Source organism: Dyella mobilis (assembly GCF_016904945.1).
Lineage (GTDB): Bacteria > Pseudomonadota > Gammaproteobacteria > Xanthomonadales > Rhodanobacteraceae > Dyella_B > Dyella_B mobilis.
Window position 1 is genome coordinate 330,221 of record NZ_JADIKF010000038.1, and the last position, 17,446, is coordinate 347,666.

At 61.0% G+C, this 17,446-nt stretch carries 10 protein-coding genes; 6 read left to right on the forward strand and 4 right to left on the reverse strand.

Going from position 1 to position 17,446, the window contains the following annotated elements; all coding sequences use genetic code 11:
- Nucleotides 1–55 precede the first annotated feature (55 nt).
- The 4 genes from baeS to ISS99_RS09150 all read left to right on the forward strand — a co-directional run bounded on the left by baeS (nucleotide 56) and on the right by ISS99_RS09150 (nucleotide 4,578).
- Nucleotides 56–1,603 carry a sensor histidine kinase efflux regulator BaeS gene (gene baeS, locus ISS99_RS09135; RefSeq protein WP_275578132.1) on the forward strand — a complete coding sequence of 516 codons (1,548 nt, stop codon included), beginning with the start codon at nucleotides 56–58 and terminating at the stop codon, nucleotides 1,601–1,603.
- A gap of 1 nt (nucleotide 1,604) precedes the next feature.
- Complete coding sequence (locus ISS99_RS09140) at nucleotides 1,605–2,294, forward strand: response regulator (RefSeq protein WP_204631303.1); 690 nt, start codon at nucleotides 1,605–1,607, stop codon at nucleotides 2,292–2,294.
- Nucleotides 2,295–2,316: 22 nt separating this feature from the next.
- Nucleotides 2,317–3,846 carry an FAD-dependent oxidoreductase gene (locus ISS99_RS09145; RefSeq protein WP_204631304.1) on the forward strand — a complete coding sequence of 510 codons (1,530 nt, stop codon included), beginning with the start codon at nucleotides 2,317–2,319 and terminating at the stop codon, nucleotides 3,844–3,846.
- Between the two features lie 462 nt (nucleotides 3,847–4,308).
- Nucleotides 4,309–4,578 (forward strand): XAC0095 family protein, encoded by a 270-nt coding sequence (locus ISS99_RS09150; RefSeq protein WP_204631305.1) that lies wholly within the window; start codon nucleotides 4,309–4,311, stop codon nucleotides 4,576–4,578.
- Nucleotides 4,579–4,660: 82 nt separating this feature from the next.
- Here the strand turns inward: ISS99_RS09150 and bla are convergent, their stop codons facing one another.
- Nucleotides 4,661–5,524, reverse strand: coding sequence for a class A beta-lactamase (bla, locus tag ISS99_RS09155; protein ID WP_204631306.1), 864 nt, complete (start codon nucleotides 5,522–5,524; stop codon nucleotides 4,661–4,663).
- A gap of 205 nt (nucleotides 5,525–5,729) precedes the next feature.
- Between bla and ISS99_RS09160 the strand changes: the two genes are divergently transcribed.
- Together ISS99_RS09160 and ISS99_RS09165 are read left to right on the forward strand one after the other, a co-directional pair.
- Nucleotides 5,730–6,545 carry a hypothetical protein gene (locus tag ISS99_RS09160; RefSeq protein WP_204631307.1) on the forward strand — a complete coding sequence of 272 codons (816 nt, stop codon included), beginning with the start codon at nucleotides 5,730–5,732 and terminating at the stop codon, nucleotides 6,543–6,545.
- Between the two features lie 90 nt (nucleotides 6,546–6,635).
- A complete protein-coding gene (locus ISS99_RS09165; RefSeq protein WP_239537814.1) occupies nucleotides 6,636–8,510 on the forward strand; it encodes a potassium transporter Kup in 1,875 nt (624 codons plus the stop codon).
- 5 nt (nucleotides 8,511–8,515) lie between these two features.
- On the opposite strand, the gene gspD is transcribed toward ISS99_RS09165, so the two are convergent.
- The 3 genes from gspD to ISS99_RS09180 all read right to left on the reverse strand — a co-directional run bounded on the left by gspD (nucleotide 8,516) and on the right by ISS99_RS09180 (nucleotide 17,401).
- Nucleotides 8,516–10,702, reverse strand: a complete 2,187-nt coding sequence (gene gspD / locus ISS99_RS09170; protein ID WP_204631308.1) for a type II secretion system secretin GspD — start codon at nucleotides 10,700–10,702, stop codon at nucleotides 8,516–8,518.
- Nucleotides 10,703–10,704: 2 nt separating this feature from the next.
- Entirely contained in the window at nucleotides 10,705–11,103 is a 399-nt protein-coding gene (locus ISS99_RS09175; protein WP_204631309.1) for a hypothetical protein, read from the reverse strand.
- Between the two features lie 790 nt (nucleotides 11,104–11,893).
- The gene (locus tag ISS99_RS09180; RefSeq protein WP_204631310.1) at nucleotides 11,894–17,401 is read right to left on the reverse strand and encodes an RHS repeat-associated core domain-containing protein; all 5,508 of its coding nucleotides are present in this window, start codon (nucleotides 17,399–17,401) and stop codon (nucleotides 11,894–11,896) included.
- Between the last annotated feature and the right edge of the window lie 45 nt (nucleotides 17,402–17,446).

Here is a 17,446-nt window from a genome sequence, read left to right on the forward strand (position 1 = left end):
GCCGGGGATAAACCGGTGCTAATAGCGGCCGAGACCCACACTCACTTTTCGATCGATGCGATTTGGCCTTACCGCCAAGCTTTTCCTCGCCATGCTTGCCGTCGCGGTGTTTGCCGTGCTGGCGATGGGCGTTGCGGCGCGCCTGAGTTTCGACCGCGGCTTTCTCGGCTATCTCTCCGAGCAGGAAGCGCAACGCATGGAAAGCGTGGCGTCTTCGCTCACGGCGGCGTACCGCGAACACGGCAGCTGGGATTTTCTGCGCGAGAATCCGCGCGCATGGTTCGAAGTGATGCGGCCGCACGGCTTTTCCGGCGGCCCGTTCCCCGACGATATGGACCACGCGCCCGAGGACTTTGGCCACGGGCCGCCCGATCATGGACCGCCCGGCCAGCCAGGCCAGCCGCCGCCGCTTCCGCCCGGCGACAACGGCCAATCGCCCCAGGATCACCCCGGCCCGCCGCCGGGCGGCCCTCCCGGAAAAATCGCGTTGAGCGTGTCGGACCTCACCGGCACCGCCTTGCGCTTTGCGCTGTTGGATGCGCAGCAACGCTTCGTGTTCGGCAACCCCACGCCGACGATGAACTCGCCGCATACGCTCAAGCGCGCGATCGTGGTGGACGGAAAAACCGTGGGCTGGCTCACCATGCTGCCGTTCCGCGAAGTCACCGAAGCGGGCGACGTGCGCTTTCAGCAAGGCCAATACCGCGCCAGCTGGATCATCGGCACCGGGGCGCTGGTGCTGGCCATCTTGCTGGCGATCTGGCTGGCACGCACGCTGCTGACGCCGGTGCACGAGATTGCCAAAGCCACGCACGCGCTGGCCAAAGGCGACTATGCTTCGCGCGTGAATGCGCCTTCGCACGATGAGCTGGGCCAGCTTGCGCGCGATTTCAATCATCTGGCCGTGGTGCTGGAGCGCAACGAATCGATGCGCCGCGAATTTGTCGCCGATATCTCGCACGAACTGCGCACGCCGCTGGCGATCATTCGCGGCGAACTGGAGGCGCTGGAAGACGGCGTGCGCCGGTTCGACACCGATGCGCTGGCGTCGCTGCAGATGGAAGTGGGCACGCTGAACAAGCTGATCGACGATCTTTACCAGTTGTCGCTGACCGATCTTGGCGCGATGGCCTATCGCAAGACAGATGTTGATCTCGGCCGCCTGGTGGCAAGCATCACCGAGGCGTTCCAGGAACGCCTGCGCAAGGCCGGCATCGTGCTGGAATTGCGCTTGCCCGCCACACCCATCGCCGTTTACGCCGATGAGGGCCGCCTGCATCAGCTTTTCGCCAACCTGATCGAAAACAGCCTGCGCTATACCTACGCCGGCGGCTGCCTTCGCATCGAGGCGGCGGTCCGCGGCGATCGCGTCGCCGTGGATCTGATGGATTCCGCACCGGGCGTGGACGAGCAGAATCTGCCGCGTCTGTTCGAACGCTTCTATCGCGTGGAATCCTCGCGCAACCGTTCGCACGGCGGGGCGGGACTGGGCTTGGCGATCTGTCGCGCGATCGTGCAGGCACACGGCGGCTCGATCGAAGCCAAGGCCTCCCCACTGGGCGGGCTGTGGCTGTCCATCCAACTTCCCCGTGAAGGAAGCTGACGTGGACCACACCGCCGATCGCGCCGCGCGCATTCTCATTGTGGAAGACGAGCCCAAACTCGCGGCCCTGGTCGGCGACTATCTGCACGCGTCCGGCTACGCCTGGTATTGGGTGGCCGACGGGCGCGAAGCCGTGCCCGCGGTCAAGGCGCAGCATCCGGACCTGGTGCTGCTGGACCTGATGCTGCCCGGCCGCGACGGCCTGGATATCTGCCGCGAGTTGCGCAGCTTCAGCGACGTGCCGATCGTGATGCTCACCGCCAAGGTGGAAGAGATCGACCGCCTGCTCGGCCTGGAACTGGGCGCCGACGATTACATCTGCAAGCCGTTCAGTCCGCGCGAAGTGGTGGCACGCATCAAGGCAATCCTGCGCCGCGCGCGCTTCCCGGTGGAGCCCGGCCACACCGCGCTGAAAATCGATGACGAGGCCCATCGCGCCAGCTTCAACGGCACGGCGCTGGATCTCACGCCGGTCGAATTTCGCCTGCTGAAAACCCTGGCGGCCGCGCCGGGACGGGTGTTCTCGCGCGATCGTCTGCTAGACAATCTCTACCTGGACCATCGCGTGGTCACCGACCGCACGGTGGATAGCCACGTCAAAAACCTGCGCCGCAAACTGGAACAGGCGGCGCCCGGCCAGGATCCGATCCGCTCCATCTACGGGGTTGGTTATAAGCTAGAGATCGATTGATCCTTTTTGGCGAGATCGCCCCATGCGTAGCGATGTCTTGATTGTCGGCGCAGGTCCAACCGGTCTGGTGCTGGCCTTGTGGCTGACCAAGCTCGGCATCAAGGTGCGCATCATCGACAAGGCCGCCGAAGCGGGCACGAGTTCGCGGGCACTCGCGGTGCAGGCCCGCACACTGGAGCTGTACCGGCAGCTGGACCTCACCGATGCGGTGATCGAAAGCGGGCATCGCGTACAGGCAGCCAACCTGTGGGTGAAAGGCGGCAAGGCCGCGCAATTGCGCCTTGCCACGATCGGTACCGATCTCACGCCCTACCCGTTCGTGCACGTGTTCCCGCAGGATCAACACGAACGCCTGCTTGCCCAACGCCTGGAAGCGCTCGGCGTGAAGGTTGAACGCGCGACCGAGCTGCTCGGCTTCAGCGATGACGGCACCCGCGTGCTCGCGCGCCTGCGCGGCGCGGACGGCCAGGAACAAGACTGCGAAGCCAGCTACATCGCCGGCTGCGACGGTGCGCGCTCGCTGGTGCGCGAAACCATCGGCGCGGAGTTTCCGGGCGGCACCTACCGGCAGGTGTTCTACGTGGCCGACGTGGAAGCGAGCGGCCCGGCGCTGGACGGCCAGCTGCACATCGATCTGGACGAGGCCGATTTCCTCGCCGTTTTCCCGCTTGCCAACCAAGGTTCTGCACGCCTGATCGGCACCGTGCGCGACGAACGGGCCGATCGCGCCGAAACCCTGCGCTTCGAAGACGTCAGCGACCGCGCCATGGAACAGATGAAAGTCGACGTCGCCAAGGTCAACTGGTTTTCCACCTATCGCGTACACCATCGGGTCGCCAAACATTTCCGCAAAGGCCGCGCGTTCCTACTCGGCGATGCCGCGCACATCCACAGCCCCGCCGGCGGCCAGGGCATGAATACCGGTATCGGCGATGCAATCAACCTGGCGTGGAAATTCGCCAGCGTCTTGCACGGTTGCGCACCGGAAGCGCTGCTGGACAGCTACGAGGCCGAACGCATCGGTTTCGCTCGCCGGCTGGTGCACACTACGGATCGCGTTTTTACCTTCGTCACCGCCGAAGGGCGCGTAGCCGATCTGGTGCGCACGCGCATTGCGCCCTTGCTGTTACCGACGATGGCGCATTTTCAGGCCGCGCGCGAATACGTGTTTCGCACGGTGTCGCAAATCACGTTGAATTACCGCGAAGGGCCGCTCAGCCAGGGCAGTGCCGGCCATCTGCGCGGTGGAGACCGGCTGCCGTGGGCGGTGGCCGGCGATGAAGACAATTTCGCCAGCCTCGCCTTGATGGATTGGCAGGTGCACGTGTACGGCAAGGCGCCGCAGGACGTGATCGATTGCTGCAAAAGTCTGGGCCTGTCCTTGCAGGTATTCGACTGGCAACCCGAATACGCCGAAGCCGGGTTGCTGGAAAACGTCGTCTACCTGCTGCGCCCGGATACTTATGTGGCCCTGGTCGACCCGACCGGCACCTGGGAAACGCTTGCGCGCTATTTTTCGTCGCGCGGCTTGAAGCCCTTACAGCGCGCCTGAGCATCCCAGCCTACGCGCTTGTCAGGTTTCTACAGAAAGAGCGCTCACGCAAAGCAAGATTTATCTCTCCCCATCATCCGCCCCCGCCGACATACGCGGGGGCCCCGAACGCGAGATATTTGGCAAGCCGGGCGAGCTTTCGTGCACGCGATTCCCGCACGCCCGGCGTATGAAGTGAAAGAGCGCGAGCCGCATGGGTTACAGCCCACACGGCTCGCTACCACAACCAACTGAAAAGGAGTTGATCATGGGTCCCCGGATCATACGGTACACACACGTCATCGTGTCCCCGCCGTACCAGCTTTCGCTCACTTCACGTTCGTGCCTCACGCACGAAGCCGGGTCTTAGCGGATATCGGCTGAGTAGGCGTAGGCATACGCTTACACGGCTTGCAGATTTTTCTCTGTTATCCCTCGCGCCGCGCGCAATGCGCGGCGTGTCTAACGGTGTGGAGTGAAGGTATGAAAGCGTTCAAGCCCGCGGCAATGACGCTGCGTGGATATGTGTTGCCTGAAGAGCAATATCGGAAACTGGAACAGTTGCGCGATCAGCTGTTTCTGATGGCGAAAGTGATTTATGCGTCGACCGAGGAAGAGGAAGACGTGTTGCTGGAGGTGCGGCGTTCCAATCTCGGGCAGTTGCTGGAAGATTTCGGCCTGCGCGTGGATGAGGTGGTGACGGCGTTGAACTGCGACGGGCATCGATTGCAGACGCCGTCGCAATGGCACTGAAAGCCAGATGCCAGATGTAGGTTGGGTTACACCAGGATCAAGTCCGGGGTAACCCAACCCACAGACGCACGCACGCTCTCGCTCACCCAATCAATCTGCCAACTTCCGCCAACACTACCGCACGCTGCTCATCGCTCGCCTTTTCATTGGCGTAATACGCAGCAATCAGCAACGGCTTGCGCTGCGGCGGCCAGGCGATGAGCACGTCGTTGCGCTGGGTCATGCCGCTGCCGGTCTTTTCGCCGACGCGCCAATCGGCCGGAAAGCCCGCCCGCAACAAGGTTTTTCCGGTGGTAGTTTCGCACAGCCACTCGATCAACTGCCGGCGCGATGCGTCGGAAAGCACGTTGCCCAACGTGAGCTTCTGCAGATCCGCCAGCATCGCGTTGGGCGTGGTGGTGTCGCTTAAACCGTCGGCCGTCGGTCGGTTGAGTTCGGGCTCGATACGATCCAGGCGCGTGATGGTGTCGCCCAGTTGCCGCGCAAAGGTCGTAACGATCGACGGACCGCCCAGGTGCGCAAGCAGCACGTTGGCCGCTGTGTTGTCGCTCACCGCCACCGCAGCCTGGCACAGCTGCGCGATGCTCATGCCCGGCGACCCTATGTGCTGGCTGGTGACCGGCGCGTATTCCAGCACTACGTCCTTGCCGAACACCAGGCGGCGATCCAGTTGTTCCTGGCCACGGTCGACACGCGCCAGGACGGCCGCCGCCAACAGCATCTTGAAGGTGCTACACATCAGAAAGCGTTCGTCGGCGCGATACCCTTGGCGTTGCCCGTTGCCCGTATCCAGCATCGCCACGCCCAGGCGCCCACCATGCCGGCGTTCGACGTCGGCAAGCGCTGCGCTCAAGTCGCGCGCCTGGGCGGCGAGCAAAGCCGACGGGCGCAACAGAATGGCCGAGGCGCCGACCAACGCGCCTTTGAGAAGATGTCTGCGATCCATGGATGATCTCTGGTATGTAGCGCGCGCTTGCGCGATGCTGCGATGCTAAGGCGTCCTGCGGACCCTGCACGGCGCTGGATGGGGCGAAACGCAGGCAGCCTCTTTGGTATCGAAACGTGATCGGCAATTGGCTCTTGCCAGGGCATTCATTGCCCCGGTGAATAGGATGCTTCTCCTTTCCACGATCTTCGATGGAGTGCCAGACATGCAAGCGATGAGTATGGGCCGGATGGTGTTCGCATTGACGATGCTGGCGCTGGGCATCATGAGTTTGTGTTCGGGCGACTTTGCGTTCGTGTGGCAACCGGTTCCTGCGGGCATTCCCGGCCGCGCCCTGCTCGCCTACGCCTCCGGAGCGATCATGTGCGCCGGCGGCCTGGGCCTGTTGATGCGGCGTACCTCGCTGACGGCTTCCTGGGTGCTTACTCTCTACACTCTGGTCTGGTTGCTGGTTTTGCACGTGCCGCACGTCGTTGCCGCACCGCTGCAGGAGATCAACTGGGGCGCCGCCGGGGAAATCGGCACGCTGGTCGCCGCCAGCTGGATCCTTTACGCCTCCGCCGTCACCCCGGGCGATCGGCCCAGGTTCGCGTGGCTGAGCGGCCCCAAGGCGATTCGCCGTGCGCAGATCCTGTTCGCGGTCAGCGTGCCGTGGGTCGGCCTGGAGCATCTGATCTACGGCCAGGCCACCGCCGCCTATGTCCCCGCCTGGCTGCCCGGCCGCCTGGGCTGGGCCTATTTCACCGGCGCCGCGCACGTGGCCGCAGGGCTGGCGATCCTGGTGTCGGTGCTGCCGCGGCTGGCCGCGGTGCTGGAAACCTGGATGATGGGCCTGTTCACCGTGCTGGTGTGGATTCCGGTGGTGATGGCCGGCCCGGCGCAGCGCTTCAGCTGGACGGCGCTGGCGATGTCGACGGTGATTACGGCCTCGGCCTGGATCGTGGCGGAGTCGTATCGAAGCGCGCCGTGGCTCTCGCTCAGCCGCTGGCGTCCACAGGTGGCGGATCTGGCGACGCAGTAAATCGTGGGGCCGCTTAACAGCCCGATTGACGTCGGTGTCATCTTTCGTGGTTAGACTGCCAGGCAGTCCCGCGACCGATGCAGGTGCCTGATGACGGAAAGCGCTGCAGTCCCGCTGAAGAAACCGGCCATGCTGCTCGCCGGGGTTGGCGCGCTCGGGGTGGTCTTCGGCGATATCGGCACCAGCCCGCTGTATACGTTCAAGACTGTGCTGGACATGACCGGCGGCGACAATCCGCACACCATTTACGGCGTGATTTCGCTGCTGATCTGGACCCTGATCGTGGTGACCACGATCAAGTACGCCGGTTTCGCCATGCGCATCGACAACGATGGCGAGGGCGGCATCCTCGCGCTGATGGCCTTGCTGGGCGTGAAACGCCACAAGCGCCCACTGATCGTGGCGGCCGGCCTGTTCGGTGCGGCGCTGATCTATGGCGATGGCGCGATCACACCGGCGATTTCGGTGCTCTCGGCGCTGGAAGGCCTCAATATCGTGGAGCCCTCGCTACATCATTACGTGCTGCCGTTGACGGCGTTGATCCTGCTGGCGCTGTTCGCCCTGCAACCGGCAGGCACGGCGCGGATCGGCCGCACGTTCGGGCCGATCATGGCGTTGTGGTTCGTGACCATGGCGGTGCTCGGCATCTGGGGCATCATCAAGCATCCGGCGATTTTGTGGGCGCTCAATCCCTATTACGCCTTCGCTTACCTGCTGCACAGCGGCGGCTCCGGCTTTCTGGTGCTGGGCGGCGTGTTTCTGTGCGTGACGGGCGCCGAGGCGCTGTATGCCGACATGGGGCACTTCGGCGCCGGCCCGATCAAGCTGGCCTGGTCGGCCCTGGTGTTTCCCAGCCTGGTGCTCAACTACGCCGGCCAGGGCGCGATCGTGCTGGCCGGCGCGCCGACCGACGGCAATATTTTCTATCGGCTGTGCCCGTCGTCGCTCACTTTGCCGCTGATTATCCTGTCGACGATCGCCACCATCATCGCCAGCCAGTCGATCATTACCGGCGCGTTTTCCATGACGCGCCAGGCCATTCAACTGGGATGGATGCCGCGCCTGAAGGTGTCGCAAACCTCCAGGGAAGGCTACGGCCAGATCTACGTAGGTGCCGTGAACTGGTTGCTGATGCTGGTGACCATCGGTCTGGCCCTGGGCTTCGGCAAATCCGACAACCTCGCCGCGGCCTACGGTATAGCGGTATCGGCAACGATGCTGATGACCACCATGCTGCTGTTTATCGCCATGCGCGAGATATGGAAGTGGAACCTGGCGGCGAGCATCGCGGTGGCGGGCGTTTTTCTCATCGTCGACGCGTCGTTTTTCGCCTCCAACATGATGAAGCTGCTCGACGGCGGCTACGTACCGCTGCTGCTCGCAACCGCGGTGTACCTGGTGATGTACATCTGGCATCGCGGCATCGTGGCGATGGCCGCGCGCCTCACCGAGGATCCGTTGCCGGTGGATGCCTTTCTGGACGAACTCACCCGCACCGGCGTGGCACGCGTGCCCGGCACCGCCGTATTTCTTACCCGCTCGCAGGCCACCACGCCGCCGGTGATGCAGTTGTACGTCAAGCACACCATGTCCCTGCACAAACGCGTGCTGGCCGTGAAGCTGGAAATTGCGTCCATTCCCCACGTTGCAGCCAGAAACCGGCTGGCGCTCTCCGAGGTCGGCCCAAATTTCTGGTCGGTGACCGCCACCTATGGCTTTATGGAGCGGCCCGATATGCCGGCGCTGATGGCGCAGATCGCCACGAACGGCTGTCCTATCGATCCCAAAAAACTCACCTACTTCGTGAGCATGGAAAAGATCGTGCCCGGCGAAGGCCCTCACAGTCTGCCGCGCTGGATCCGCATGCTGTTCTCCGTGATGCTGCGCAACTGCGCGCGAGTCACCGACTATCTGCGCATTCCCGCGGGACAGGTCGTGGATATTGGCAGGCAGGTGGCGATTTAGCGGGATTAGAGTTTTTCGGATCTCCTGGCCGGAGGCTGCAATGCCTTCAACTTGTTCTTGTATTCCTCGGTAATGCGCCGCGCATCTTCGCTGTTTGAGATCACCGTAGGCGTGATGAGCACGATCAGCTCCGTGCGGTCGTGCGCGCGTGACGTGCTTCCGAACAAATAGCCAAGCAGCGGGATATCACCCAGCCATGGGGTCTTGCTCCTTCCTTCGGAGTCATCCTGCTGAATGAGCCCGCCGAGCAATACCGTCTGGCCACTACGCACGATCGCATGCGTGGTGATCTGGCGTTCCTGGATGGTGGGATTGCCGGCCGCATCCCCCGTCGCGGTGGTATCCACGTTGCTGACTTGTTGGCCCACGGTGAGATAAACCAAGCCACCGGGGTTGATGCGCGGCGTCACGTCCAGAATCACGCCGGTGTCCTCGTATTGCACGCTGCCAATGGTCGAATTGGCGTTGCCACCGGTATCGATGTAGTTCTGCGTGATGGGAATACGGCTGCCCACCTGCACGTGAGCGGATTCCTTGTTGGCAACGATCACCGACGGCGCCGACAACACCTTGGTGCTACCGCTGCTTTCCATGGCATGCAGGGCTGCCTGTACGCGGTGGTTGACGAAGGAATAGAAGAACGTGTCATTCGGGTTATAGGCGCTGGACCCGCGCCCGAGCGCACCTTGCCTGGGATTGGCACCGCCATCGGCTGTATCGTTGCCCTTACCTGCCAGGCCCTGCAAATACCACTGCACGCCAAACTGGAACTCACCGGTAAGCTTGACCTCCAGTACGCGCATCTCTACCTGCACCTGCAAGGGCATGGTATCGAGACGCTTGATCACCGGCAGCATTTCCAGCCAATGCTCGGCCGAGGCGCGCACCAGCAATTGATTGCCGTTGTCGGTGGCTGTGACGCGTACGCCGTTGTCCAGCATCTGCGTGGCACCACCTGGCCTCCGCGCATTGTCCGACGTTGCGGATTGCGCAGGATTTGCCGTGCCGCCACTACCGAAGCCCTGCGCATTGCTGCCCAGGCCGGGACCGGCGGCTCCGATGCCGCCTGATGAGGTGATGGTGGATGGCGTAAGGCCGGGCGCTACCGTGCCCGATGCCCGTGCAGACGCACTCGAATTTCCTGAACCATAGATGTCGTTGAGATATGCGGCCAGATCGCGGGCGTCGATATTGCGTGCGTCGTAAACGTAAAGCTGCGGCTGATTGCTGCGGCCACGATCGATCCGCTCCACCCAGCGCGCCACCTCCTCCAGATAGTCCGGTTGCGCACTGATCGCGATCAAAGTGTTGGTCTGCTCCATGGGAATGAAGCGCACCATGCCAGCCACCGGTGTCCCGGCCTTGGGGCCAAACCATTTATCCAGTTCCGCTTGCAGGTTGCCGACGTCGCTGTGCTGAAGATCGAACACGGCTACGGACATGCCTTTGAGCCAATTGACGTCAAACGCTACGATGGCACGCTCGTAGTTCTGCAGATCCTCCTCATTGCCCGCCAATATGAGCAGGTTGTGCTGATCGTCGGCTTGCAGGATCGCGTCCGGTCTGGCGAATGGTGCCAGAAGCTTCTGCATTTCACTGGCGGCGATGTAATGCAAAGGAAACAGGCGTGCCTGTAAACCCACCTGCGGCGCCGAGCCATACAATCCTGGCACCACGTTGCCGGCCAGCCCCTGTTTGGCCGGTAGCACCACATAGCCCGTACTGTTTCGCACCAAGGCGTTGTCGGTCCACGACAGCAGCATTTCCAGAATGGGTAGTGCCTGACCACGGTCCACGGGCTCGGCCGTCGAGAACGTCACCTTGCCCTGCACACCGGGTGCAAGCGTGTAAGGGTGCTTGAGCAGATCACCGAGAATCACTCCCACTACCGCCTGGATCGGTTGATCTTCGAAATCGAAATTGACGCGATCATTGCCACTTGCAGGCGGGCGTGGCTTGGCCACCGGCACCATTTGTACAAACTTGCCGGTACCGATGCTGAGTTCAGATCGGCGGCGCGGCTCATGCGGCGCATCGGCTGGGGAAGTGTAGGTGGACAGTGGCTCAGGCACCGGCTTTCCGACGCCTTCGAGCGCTTCCTGCAAGGTGGCATCCCTCTCAATCGGAACGTGGACACACGCGGAGAGTTGCAACACTCCCAGCAGAAGCAGGTGACGTGGTAGGAGTGACATGGTCAAGGACTTCCTGTCGTGGGCGACAAGCCCTTCCGCCGCTCCGTGACGATTTTCTTCAACGCGTCCATGCGCGCCTGCCTAATGGCAGCGTCATCGCCCGATGCAACGGGTTCCACGGAGGCTTTCGCATCCGTGGTAATCATTGGCGCCGGCGCGGGAATGGCTGCGGTAGTCGTGGCGGGTACCGCCACCAAATCGCCGGGAGGTAGTTTGTCCTTCGACCCCGCAAAGCTTAACTTCGTACGATCCGCTCCTTGCTCGAAAATCACTTGGTGTGGCTCGACAGACACCAGCTTCCAGCCCAAGTACATCGCATCCTTTGGAATGCGCAGAGCTTTACCGGACGCATCTTGCAGCAACGCGATCTGCAGCGACGTCGTCTGCACCACACCGGTCAAGGTGAGCCCCTCCAACCTGGCGGTCGACACCTCCGCGCTGGGGAGCCGCAACACTCTGCGAGATGGTTCGAACAACGTGTGTTGCCACGTGTCCCGCATGGCCGACAACGGCGCTGCCATCGGAACAGCGTCCGAGACCACGATGGCCGGCAAAGATCGTACTGGCAGGGTGGGCCTCCAACCAGCATTTCGGCCCATGCCACCCACCAACATCGAAAACACGATAATTAGTGCGAGGCATACCAAGGCCAACGCGCCGGTTAGACGACGCTGAAACACAGCTTTCACAACATGGAACCCGTCAACGTGAGGCACCCGGCAGCTCCTTGCCAATCGCCACATTTTCCGCTGGTTCTAACGGGCGTTCTGTAGGCGATTGCTTGAAACTGCTGCCAGTTAAGTGGGACGCGTCAATCATTCTGGCTCACGATGCAGCCATCGCCGGCGAGCACGTTCACTGAATCTAGCGAACCGGGTAGCGCGGCCAGGTTTACTTCCAACAACGCGGTCTACCAACTTGAGTCCGCCATCATCGGGAGCGCTTGCCTTGAGTTGTCTCGTGCTTTTGTTGCCAGCGCCACCCCAAAAGAACTCCGGTTACTAACACCGCGAGAGATAAAAATAACGCCAGCAATGCGTCTACGATGCGAAAGTAGATAAACAAGCCGATTACTGCGCCTAGGGAAGAGCACACCATAAACCGCCACATGCTGAGAGCATTGACGAACCCCACAACAAATTCGACTATTTCAACAATCACCTAAATCTCACCTCACAATCCACCTTTTCTTCATTTATGAGTATTTTCTATAATATTTCTAATTGCATCTTGTATGAAGTCATCGGCAGATTCATTGCTTGATGGATTTGCGGTTGGCTGATTTTCTGCTGTACCTAATGCATCCCACGACCCACTTGCCCCCGCTCCCCCAAAACGATAGTCGGGATTCTCAATGTTGCCAGAATTTACAATTTTGTTTAGGTCGTAAATACCGCTGGCCACACGAACTGGCGCTGGTATTTTTGAGTACAGTTGGTAGGCCCTCAATAAAATTGGCCAAATTAGTCCAGATGGATCTGTAAAGTTTGCCGGATCGTTTCCGACATAGGCATACAGATTTAACCCGCCTGCCGTATTGATCGGATCAGTCTGCATAAACCTCCCCAACGCCGGCGAATACATCCTCGCCCGGTTGTAATACAACCCCGTCTCCGGATCGTAACGTCGTCCCGCATAAAGATACGGCGATGGATTGTTGCTGGAACTGATCCCCGTGCCATACGCCGTGTAGGCATTCTTCTCGCTCATGATGCCGTCATCGCCGACGAGCCCAATCACCGAACCTAGCGCGTCGGTCAGTGCGAACTGGTGCTTGTTGCTTGGATCTACGATGGCTACCAGTTCGTCGATGCCAGGGCCATATACAAAGCGCTTCTGAAGCACTCCCGTACCGCTGTACTCGGCAATTTCCTGGTCGCCCACGGACAGGTAGTGCGTGGTGGCACCATTGACCGTCTTGCTTTCACGCCGCCCCAGTACATCGTAGGTGTAGCTGGCCGTCATGCCGGTCGTGGTTGCCAGATAGAGATGGTTTTCGGTGTCGTAACTGTAGTTCCAACCGTTACCCGCAATCAGGTTGCCGCGCGTATCGTAGGCCAGACTTGCGCCGTTGATGTTTGTGTACTGGTTGAGCGCGTTGCTTGCGTAGGACTGCGTATTGGCCTGCAGACCCACGGGCACGAAGCTCGGGTCGCTCACGTCCACGCCAGTCCGCTGGTGATCGGCGTTATAGCTGTATTCGTAATCGAGGTTGCCGCCCGTCCAGCTGTGGTTGAGCAAGCTGATCTGGCCACCTTTCGTCCAATCCACGTGTGTTCTTGAGGCAACGAAGGTGCCGGTGGTTTCTGCGTCCGTTCGTTGAGCGAGCACGTTGTACTCGTAGTGCGCCAACTTCTTGCCGCCACCTGGATTGCCTTCGTAGATATCCGTCAGGCGGTTCATCGCGTCATAGGCGGAACTGGTCGTATAGGCCGGTGCGCCCGGCCAGGTCAGCGAGGTGCGGTTACCGTTGGCGTCAAGAGTCCACGTGGTAGCACCGAGATCGCTGCGGGCTTCGCTAGTCTGCCGGCCGGCGCTGTCGTAGCCGTAGCTGACATTGAGGCCGGCGCTGCTGTTGGCGACGAGGCGGCGACCGGTGTAGTCATAGCCATAGCCCACTTGAGCTTCGTTGTCCGGTGTCTTGCTGTCCATGCGATTGAGCGGGTCGTAACCGAACCAGATCAATTGGCCGGAGCGATTGAGGGTGACCAGTTCGTTGCCAGCTTCGTCGAAGCCGTGCAGCTCGTAGCGGTTGTCCGGATAGCTGATTTGCTTCTGGCGCTTGAAGCCATCGTAGTAATAGGTGAGCTTGTTGCCGTTGCCGTCGGTGAGCGTGGCCAGACCGCCGGTGTTGTAGTAGGTGCGCTGCTCGCGCATCACGGAACCCAGGTTGCGGGTGATGGACGGATCCAGGTTTCCGGGGACCTGGTCGGTGATCTGGATGACACGCGAATCAGGATCGTAGGCGTAGGCCACCTGCCGTCCGCTGGATGTGAGCTCCGTGGCGGTGCGGCCGATGTTGTCGTAAGTCGTCAATTTGCTGGTGTTATCAGGCTGGATAACGTGAACGACTTTGCCGCTGGCGTTGTACACCGTAGTCGTGGTGCGCCAAGGGTCGGCCGCATCGCCGGTGGCGTGGCGTTCGGCGATCTTCTGGCCATCGGCGTCATAGTCGTACTGAGTGATGCTGCTTCCGAACGGCGCTGGCGGCGTGATCTGGGTGACGTGGCGCAGAGCATCGTATTGATAAGCCGTGGTGTTGCCGCGCGGGTCGGTTTCGGTGAGCTTGTTGCCGACCGCGTCGTAGCTGTATTGAGTGGTGAGATTGAGGCGGCCTGCGTCGTCGACTTTGCTGAGCAGGTTCAAAGTGGCTGGGTCGTAGGTGTAAGTGATGACTCGGCCCTCGGCGTCCGTCACGTCGGTGGGCAGGCCGAAGCTATAAGCCGTTTTGGTGACCGGCGCGGTCGCGACGCTACCAGGCCTGGGCACGGCTGGTTGCGAAATCTGGACCAGATTGCCTGCCGCGTCATAGGTGTTGCTTGTGACATAACCGCGCGCGTTCTTGACGACGAGCGGTTTGTTGAAGACCGGATCGTACGTCCATGATTCGGATAACGGCGTGGCTGGCTCTCCGGTGATGGTGTCGATGGCACCTGGAATCGGACGGGTGATCTGGTTCAGCACGTTGCTGTTGGCATCGTAGGTGACGGCGACACTGTCCCCGGCCGGATAGGTGGTTTGCACTTTGCGACCCACGCCGTCGAAGGTAAACAACGTGTGGTTGCCGACGCGATCGATGTCTTCGATGTTATTGCCGTTCTTGTCGTAGTAGAGCACCCAGCCATAGCCGTTCGGATCGACCTCGGAGGCGCGCTGGCCATTGGCAAACAGGTATTGCCATGCGTTGCCGGCGGCGTCGGTTTGGGTTTTCACATGGCCCAATGCGTCGTAGAAGTTAGTGACGGCGGCTGTATCCGGGAATGATGGATAGAAAATCGACGCCAGGCGGCCGGAAGGATCGTAGGTGTAGCGAGTGGTGTTACCGGCCTGATTAGTGACACCGGCAAGTGAATCGCCATTGTAGGCGAAGGTTACCGCCGTACTGCCGTTACTAACCTGGGTCAGCTTATCGCCGCTGTAGGTGAAGCTGAGCTTGGCGCTGTGATTGTTGCTGACCAGAGCGAGGGTTTTCCCCGCACCAGTGCCGTTGTAGGTAAAGCTTACGTCGTTGCCGTTGAGATCGTGCCACTGGGCCAGCTTGCCGTCGCCGTCGAATTGGTAGACGTTCTTGAATTTATCGGTGAGTGTGATCGCCTGGCTGTTGGGATCTACCGTGATGGTGGATGCGTCGCCCGGGGGCGGCACATACAGCGGCCCATTGGCGGTGGGTATCTTGACGAACTTCTTGGTGCCGCTGTCCAGGCTCAGGGTTACGGCGTTGTCGACTAGCTGATCCATCATCCAACTCGCGGCCAGCGAAGCAACCACGGTATTGCCGAGCACGGGCCGGTCGCCGTTGGATAGATCCTTCAACACATACGCCATCACTGCAGACGGTGCGGCTGCCAGAGGGTTGTCATCGCCGAACGCAAGGTAGCTGTCGCTGTCTATCATGGCTGACGTCATGAAGTTGTTGCGCCATCCTGCGCCCAAGCTCGTAGTCTGATTGACATTACTTGAGTTGTAGGAGCGATTGAAACTAAGCCGAAACGGGAAATCGCCGTTGCCCGCGTCGATGTCTTGATGGTCGTAGAGATAGTTGCCGGCGTACATATCGATCGGCTCACTGCTCTTCGGTGACGGGTCGGAGAACTGTGCTGTTGGAGCAGCAGAGTAGGAACCCGATGACACATCACTAAAATTGGGCAACGTGCCGTACCCCCCGTAATACCCCCCAGCAATCAGATACGCCATATTGAAAATATTGCCGGCCGTATCGAGCGTGTAATAGCCGCTCCCTGTCCAATCGCCAACCTTGCGTGCTCCGTTCTGGGGAATGAATATCTGGCCGTTATCCGGATGCGCCTGCAGATAACCCGCGATCGCTGCCTGGCTGGCATCGCTCCAATTCTGCAAGAGGGGCTGCACCTGTCCCCAGTTGGCATAAGTGGCCTCGATAAAGCCGGTGCCGTCGTTATTGGCGTAATCGAACATGCGCACCGTCGAGACGGCTGGATTTTTCTGCAGCTGATCGACCGCCGTGGATTCCAGGGTGCTATTGAAGATGTTGAGACCGGTGAGCGCCGCCTTCATGTCGTTGATGGACATGTTGGCGTCGAAGGGACTCAGGCTGCTGGTCTGACCTGGAAAGTCCACATAGGCCGAAGTCGTTTTGCCGGCGATGCCCATGGCTGCGTGACGCACATCGACAAAGCCAAAGTAGTCGCCCGAGAATTGCGTGGCGCGATCGGATTGGCTCAGGTACGCCGTACCGATGGCGGCTAACGCCTCGCCGGTGGCAGGTTCGCCGGTCTGCCCATTCTTGAGCTGGGTCTGCACGGCTTTTTGGTGCCGGGTAAGGCTGTCTCGCCCGAGTTCGCCCGCCACCAGCATCAGCGCATAAGTGCCGCCGGTTTTGACTTGCGGGTGCACCGTCCAGGTGGAGAAATTGGCGCCTGCCGGATAGGGGTGCTGCACCGTCATGGAGACGGTCTGCACAGGCACACCCGTAGCGCTGCCACTCGCCAGCACAGTGCCATCCAGCGCCAGTACGGGTTGAGCGGCATCGTTGTATGTGAGAGTCAGGCGTTTGCCGGCGATCTGGCTGGCATAAACATTGGTGCTAAGGCTTGGGTTGCTACCGTCCGCGCTGTCGGAGACAGTCACCGTAAAGACGGTTTCAAACGAATCCGGCAGGTTGCCATAGACCGTGCCTACGGCAGGAAAAGTCGAACCGTAGTAATCGTTGGTGATGTCTCGCCCGCCGTAGGCTTGCTTGGTGGAAGCCGATGGCAGGTTGGTTTTGAGATAGTTGGCGAGATTGCCCGAATAGGTATTGAGCAGGCCGGTGAGTTGGGCCCGATTGAAATGCTGCGCCGTCACCACGCCTGCTGGCGTGCCTGGAATCGGCGATGCGCCACCTGCACTTGCCGCCATGAGAGCATCGCGGGAATAGCCCATCGCCGCACCCAGGTCGATGGGCGTGTACGCCGCATACGACTTGAACGATGGGTCCAACTCGTAGGTCGTGCCGTTGACGGTGGCCTCGGTCCAGACTGTGTTGAGCGCAGTGTTTTGTGCATCAATATTGGCGGAGAAGCCGCCGTTGCCCAGCACCGTAGCGATAGCGGGGACGGTATTTTGCACACCGAACAGGTTGGCGACCGCTGCCGTGGGAAGCGTGACCGTGCCGTAGCGGTAATTGGCGGCGATGCACGATTGCCGAAGCAATTGGACAAACAACGTGTTCTGGTCGATGCCATTACCACGCCGATCGAGATACGTGCCCAGAGCACCCTTCTTCGAACCCCAGGTCGGCGAGTAGTCGACGTTGTAATAGACGTACTCGTAGATCAGGCTGAGGTTGTATTCCAGCGAACGCGCAAGCGCTGCGATTTCCGGTTCTGCCGGTGGCGGCGTGCAGGTCAAGGCAGGCAGGGCAGCTTGTGCGGATGGCGCGTAGATGCTGGTACCAGCGCCAACGGCGCAAAGCAGCGCGGCAACGATGGCTTGCGGAAGAATGCGAATTTGATGCGACATGACGGTTCCCGATGGCAAAGCGCCACTGGTCCCGGTCGAAACCGG

Bases quoted from the DNA above. Each gene is read 5' to 3' on its own strand.
- ISS99_RS09165 (WP_239537814.1), top strand. From the start codon at position 6,636: ATGACGGAAAGCGCTGCAGTCCCGCTGAAGAAACCGGCCATGCTGCTC.
- ISS99_RS09160 (WP_204631307.1), top strand. From the start codon at position 5,730: ATGCAAGCGATGAGTATGGGCCGGATGGTGTTCGCATTGACGATGCTG.
- ISS99_RS09180 (WP_204631310.1), bottom strand. From the start codon at position 17,401: ATGTCGCATCAAATTCGCATTCTTCCGCAAGCCATCGTTGCCGCGCTG.
- ISS99_RS09150 (WP_204631305.1), top strand. From the start codon at position 4,309: ATGAAAGCGTTCAAGCCCGCGGCAATGACGCTGCGTGGATATGTGTTG.
- ISS99_RS09145 (WP_204631304.1), top strand. From the start codon at position 2,317: ATGCGTAGCGATGTCTTGATTGTCGGCGCAGGTCCAACCGGTCTGGTG.
- baeS (WP_275578132.1), top strand. From the start codon at position 56: ATGCGATTTGGCCTTACCGCCAAGCTTTTCCTCGCCATGCTTGCCGTC.
- bla (WP_204631306.1), bottom strand. From the start codon at position 5,524: ATGGATCGCAGACATCTTCTCAAAGGCGCGTTGGTCGGCGCCTCGGCC.
- gspD (WP_204631308.1), bottom strand. From the start codon at position 10,702: ATGTCACTCCTACCACGTCACCTGCTTCTGCTGGGAGTGTTGCAACTC.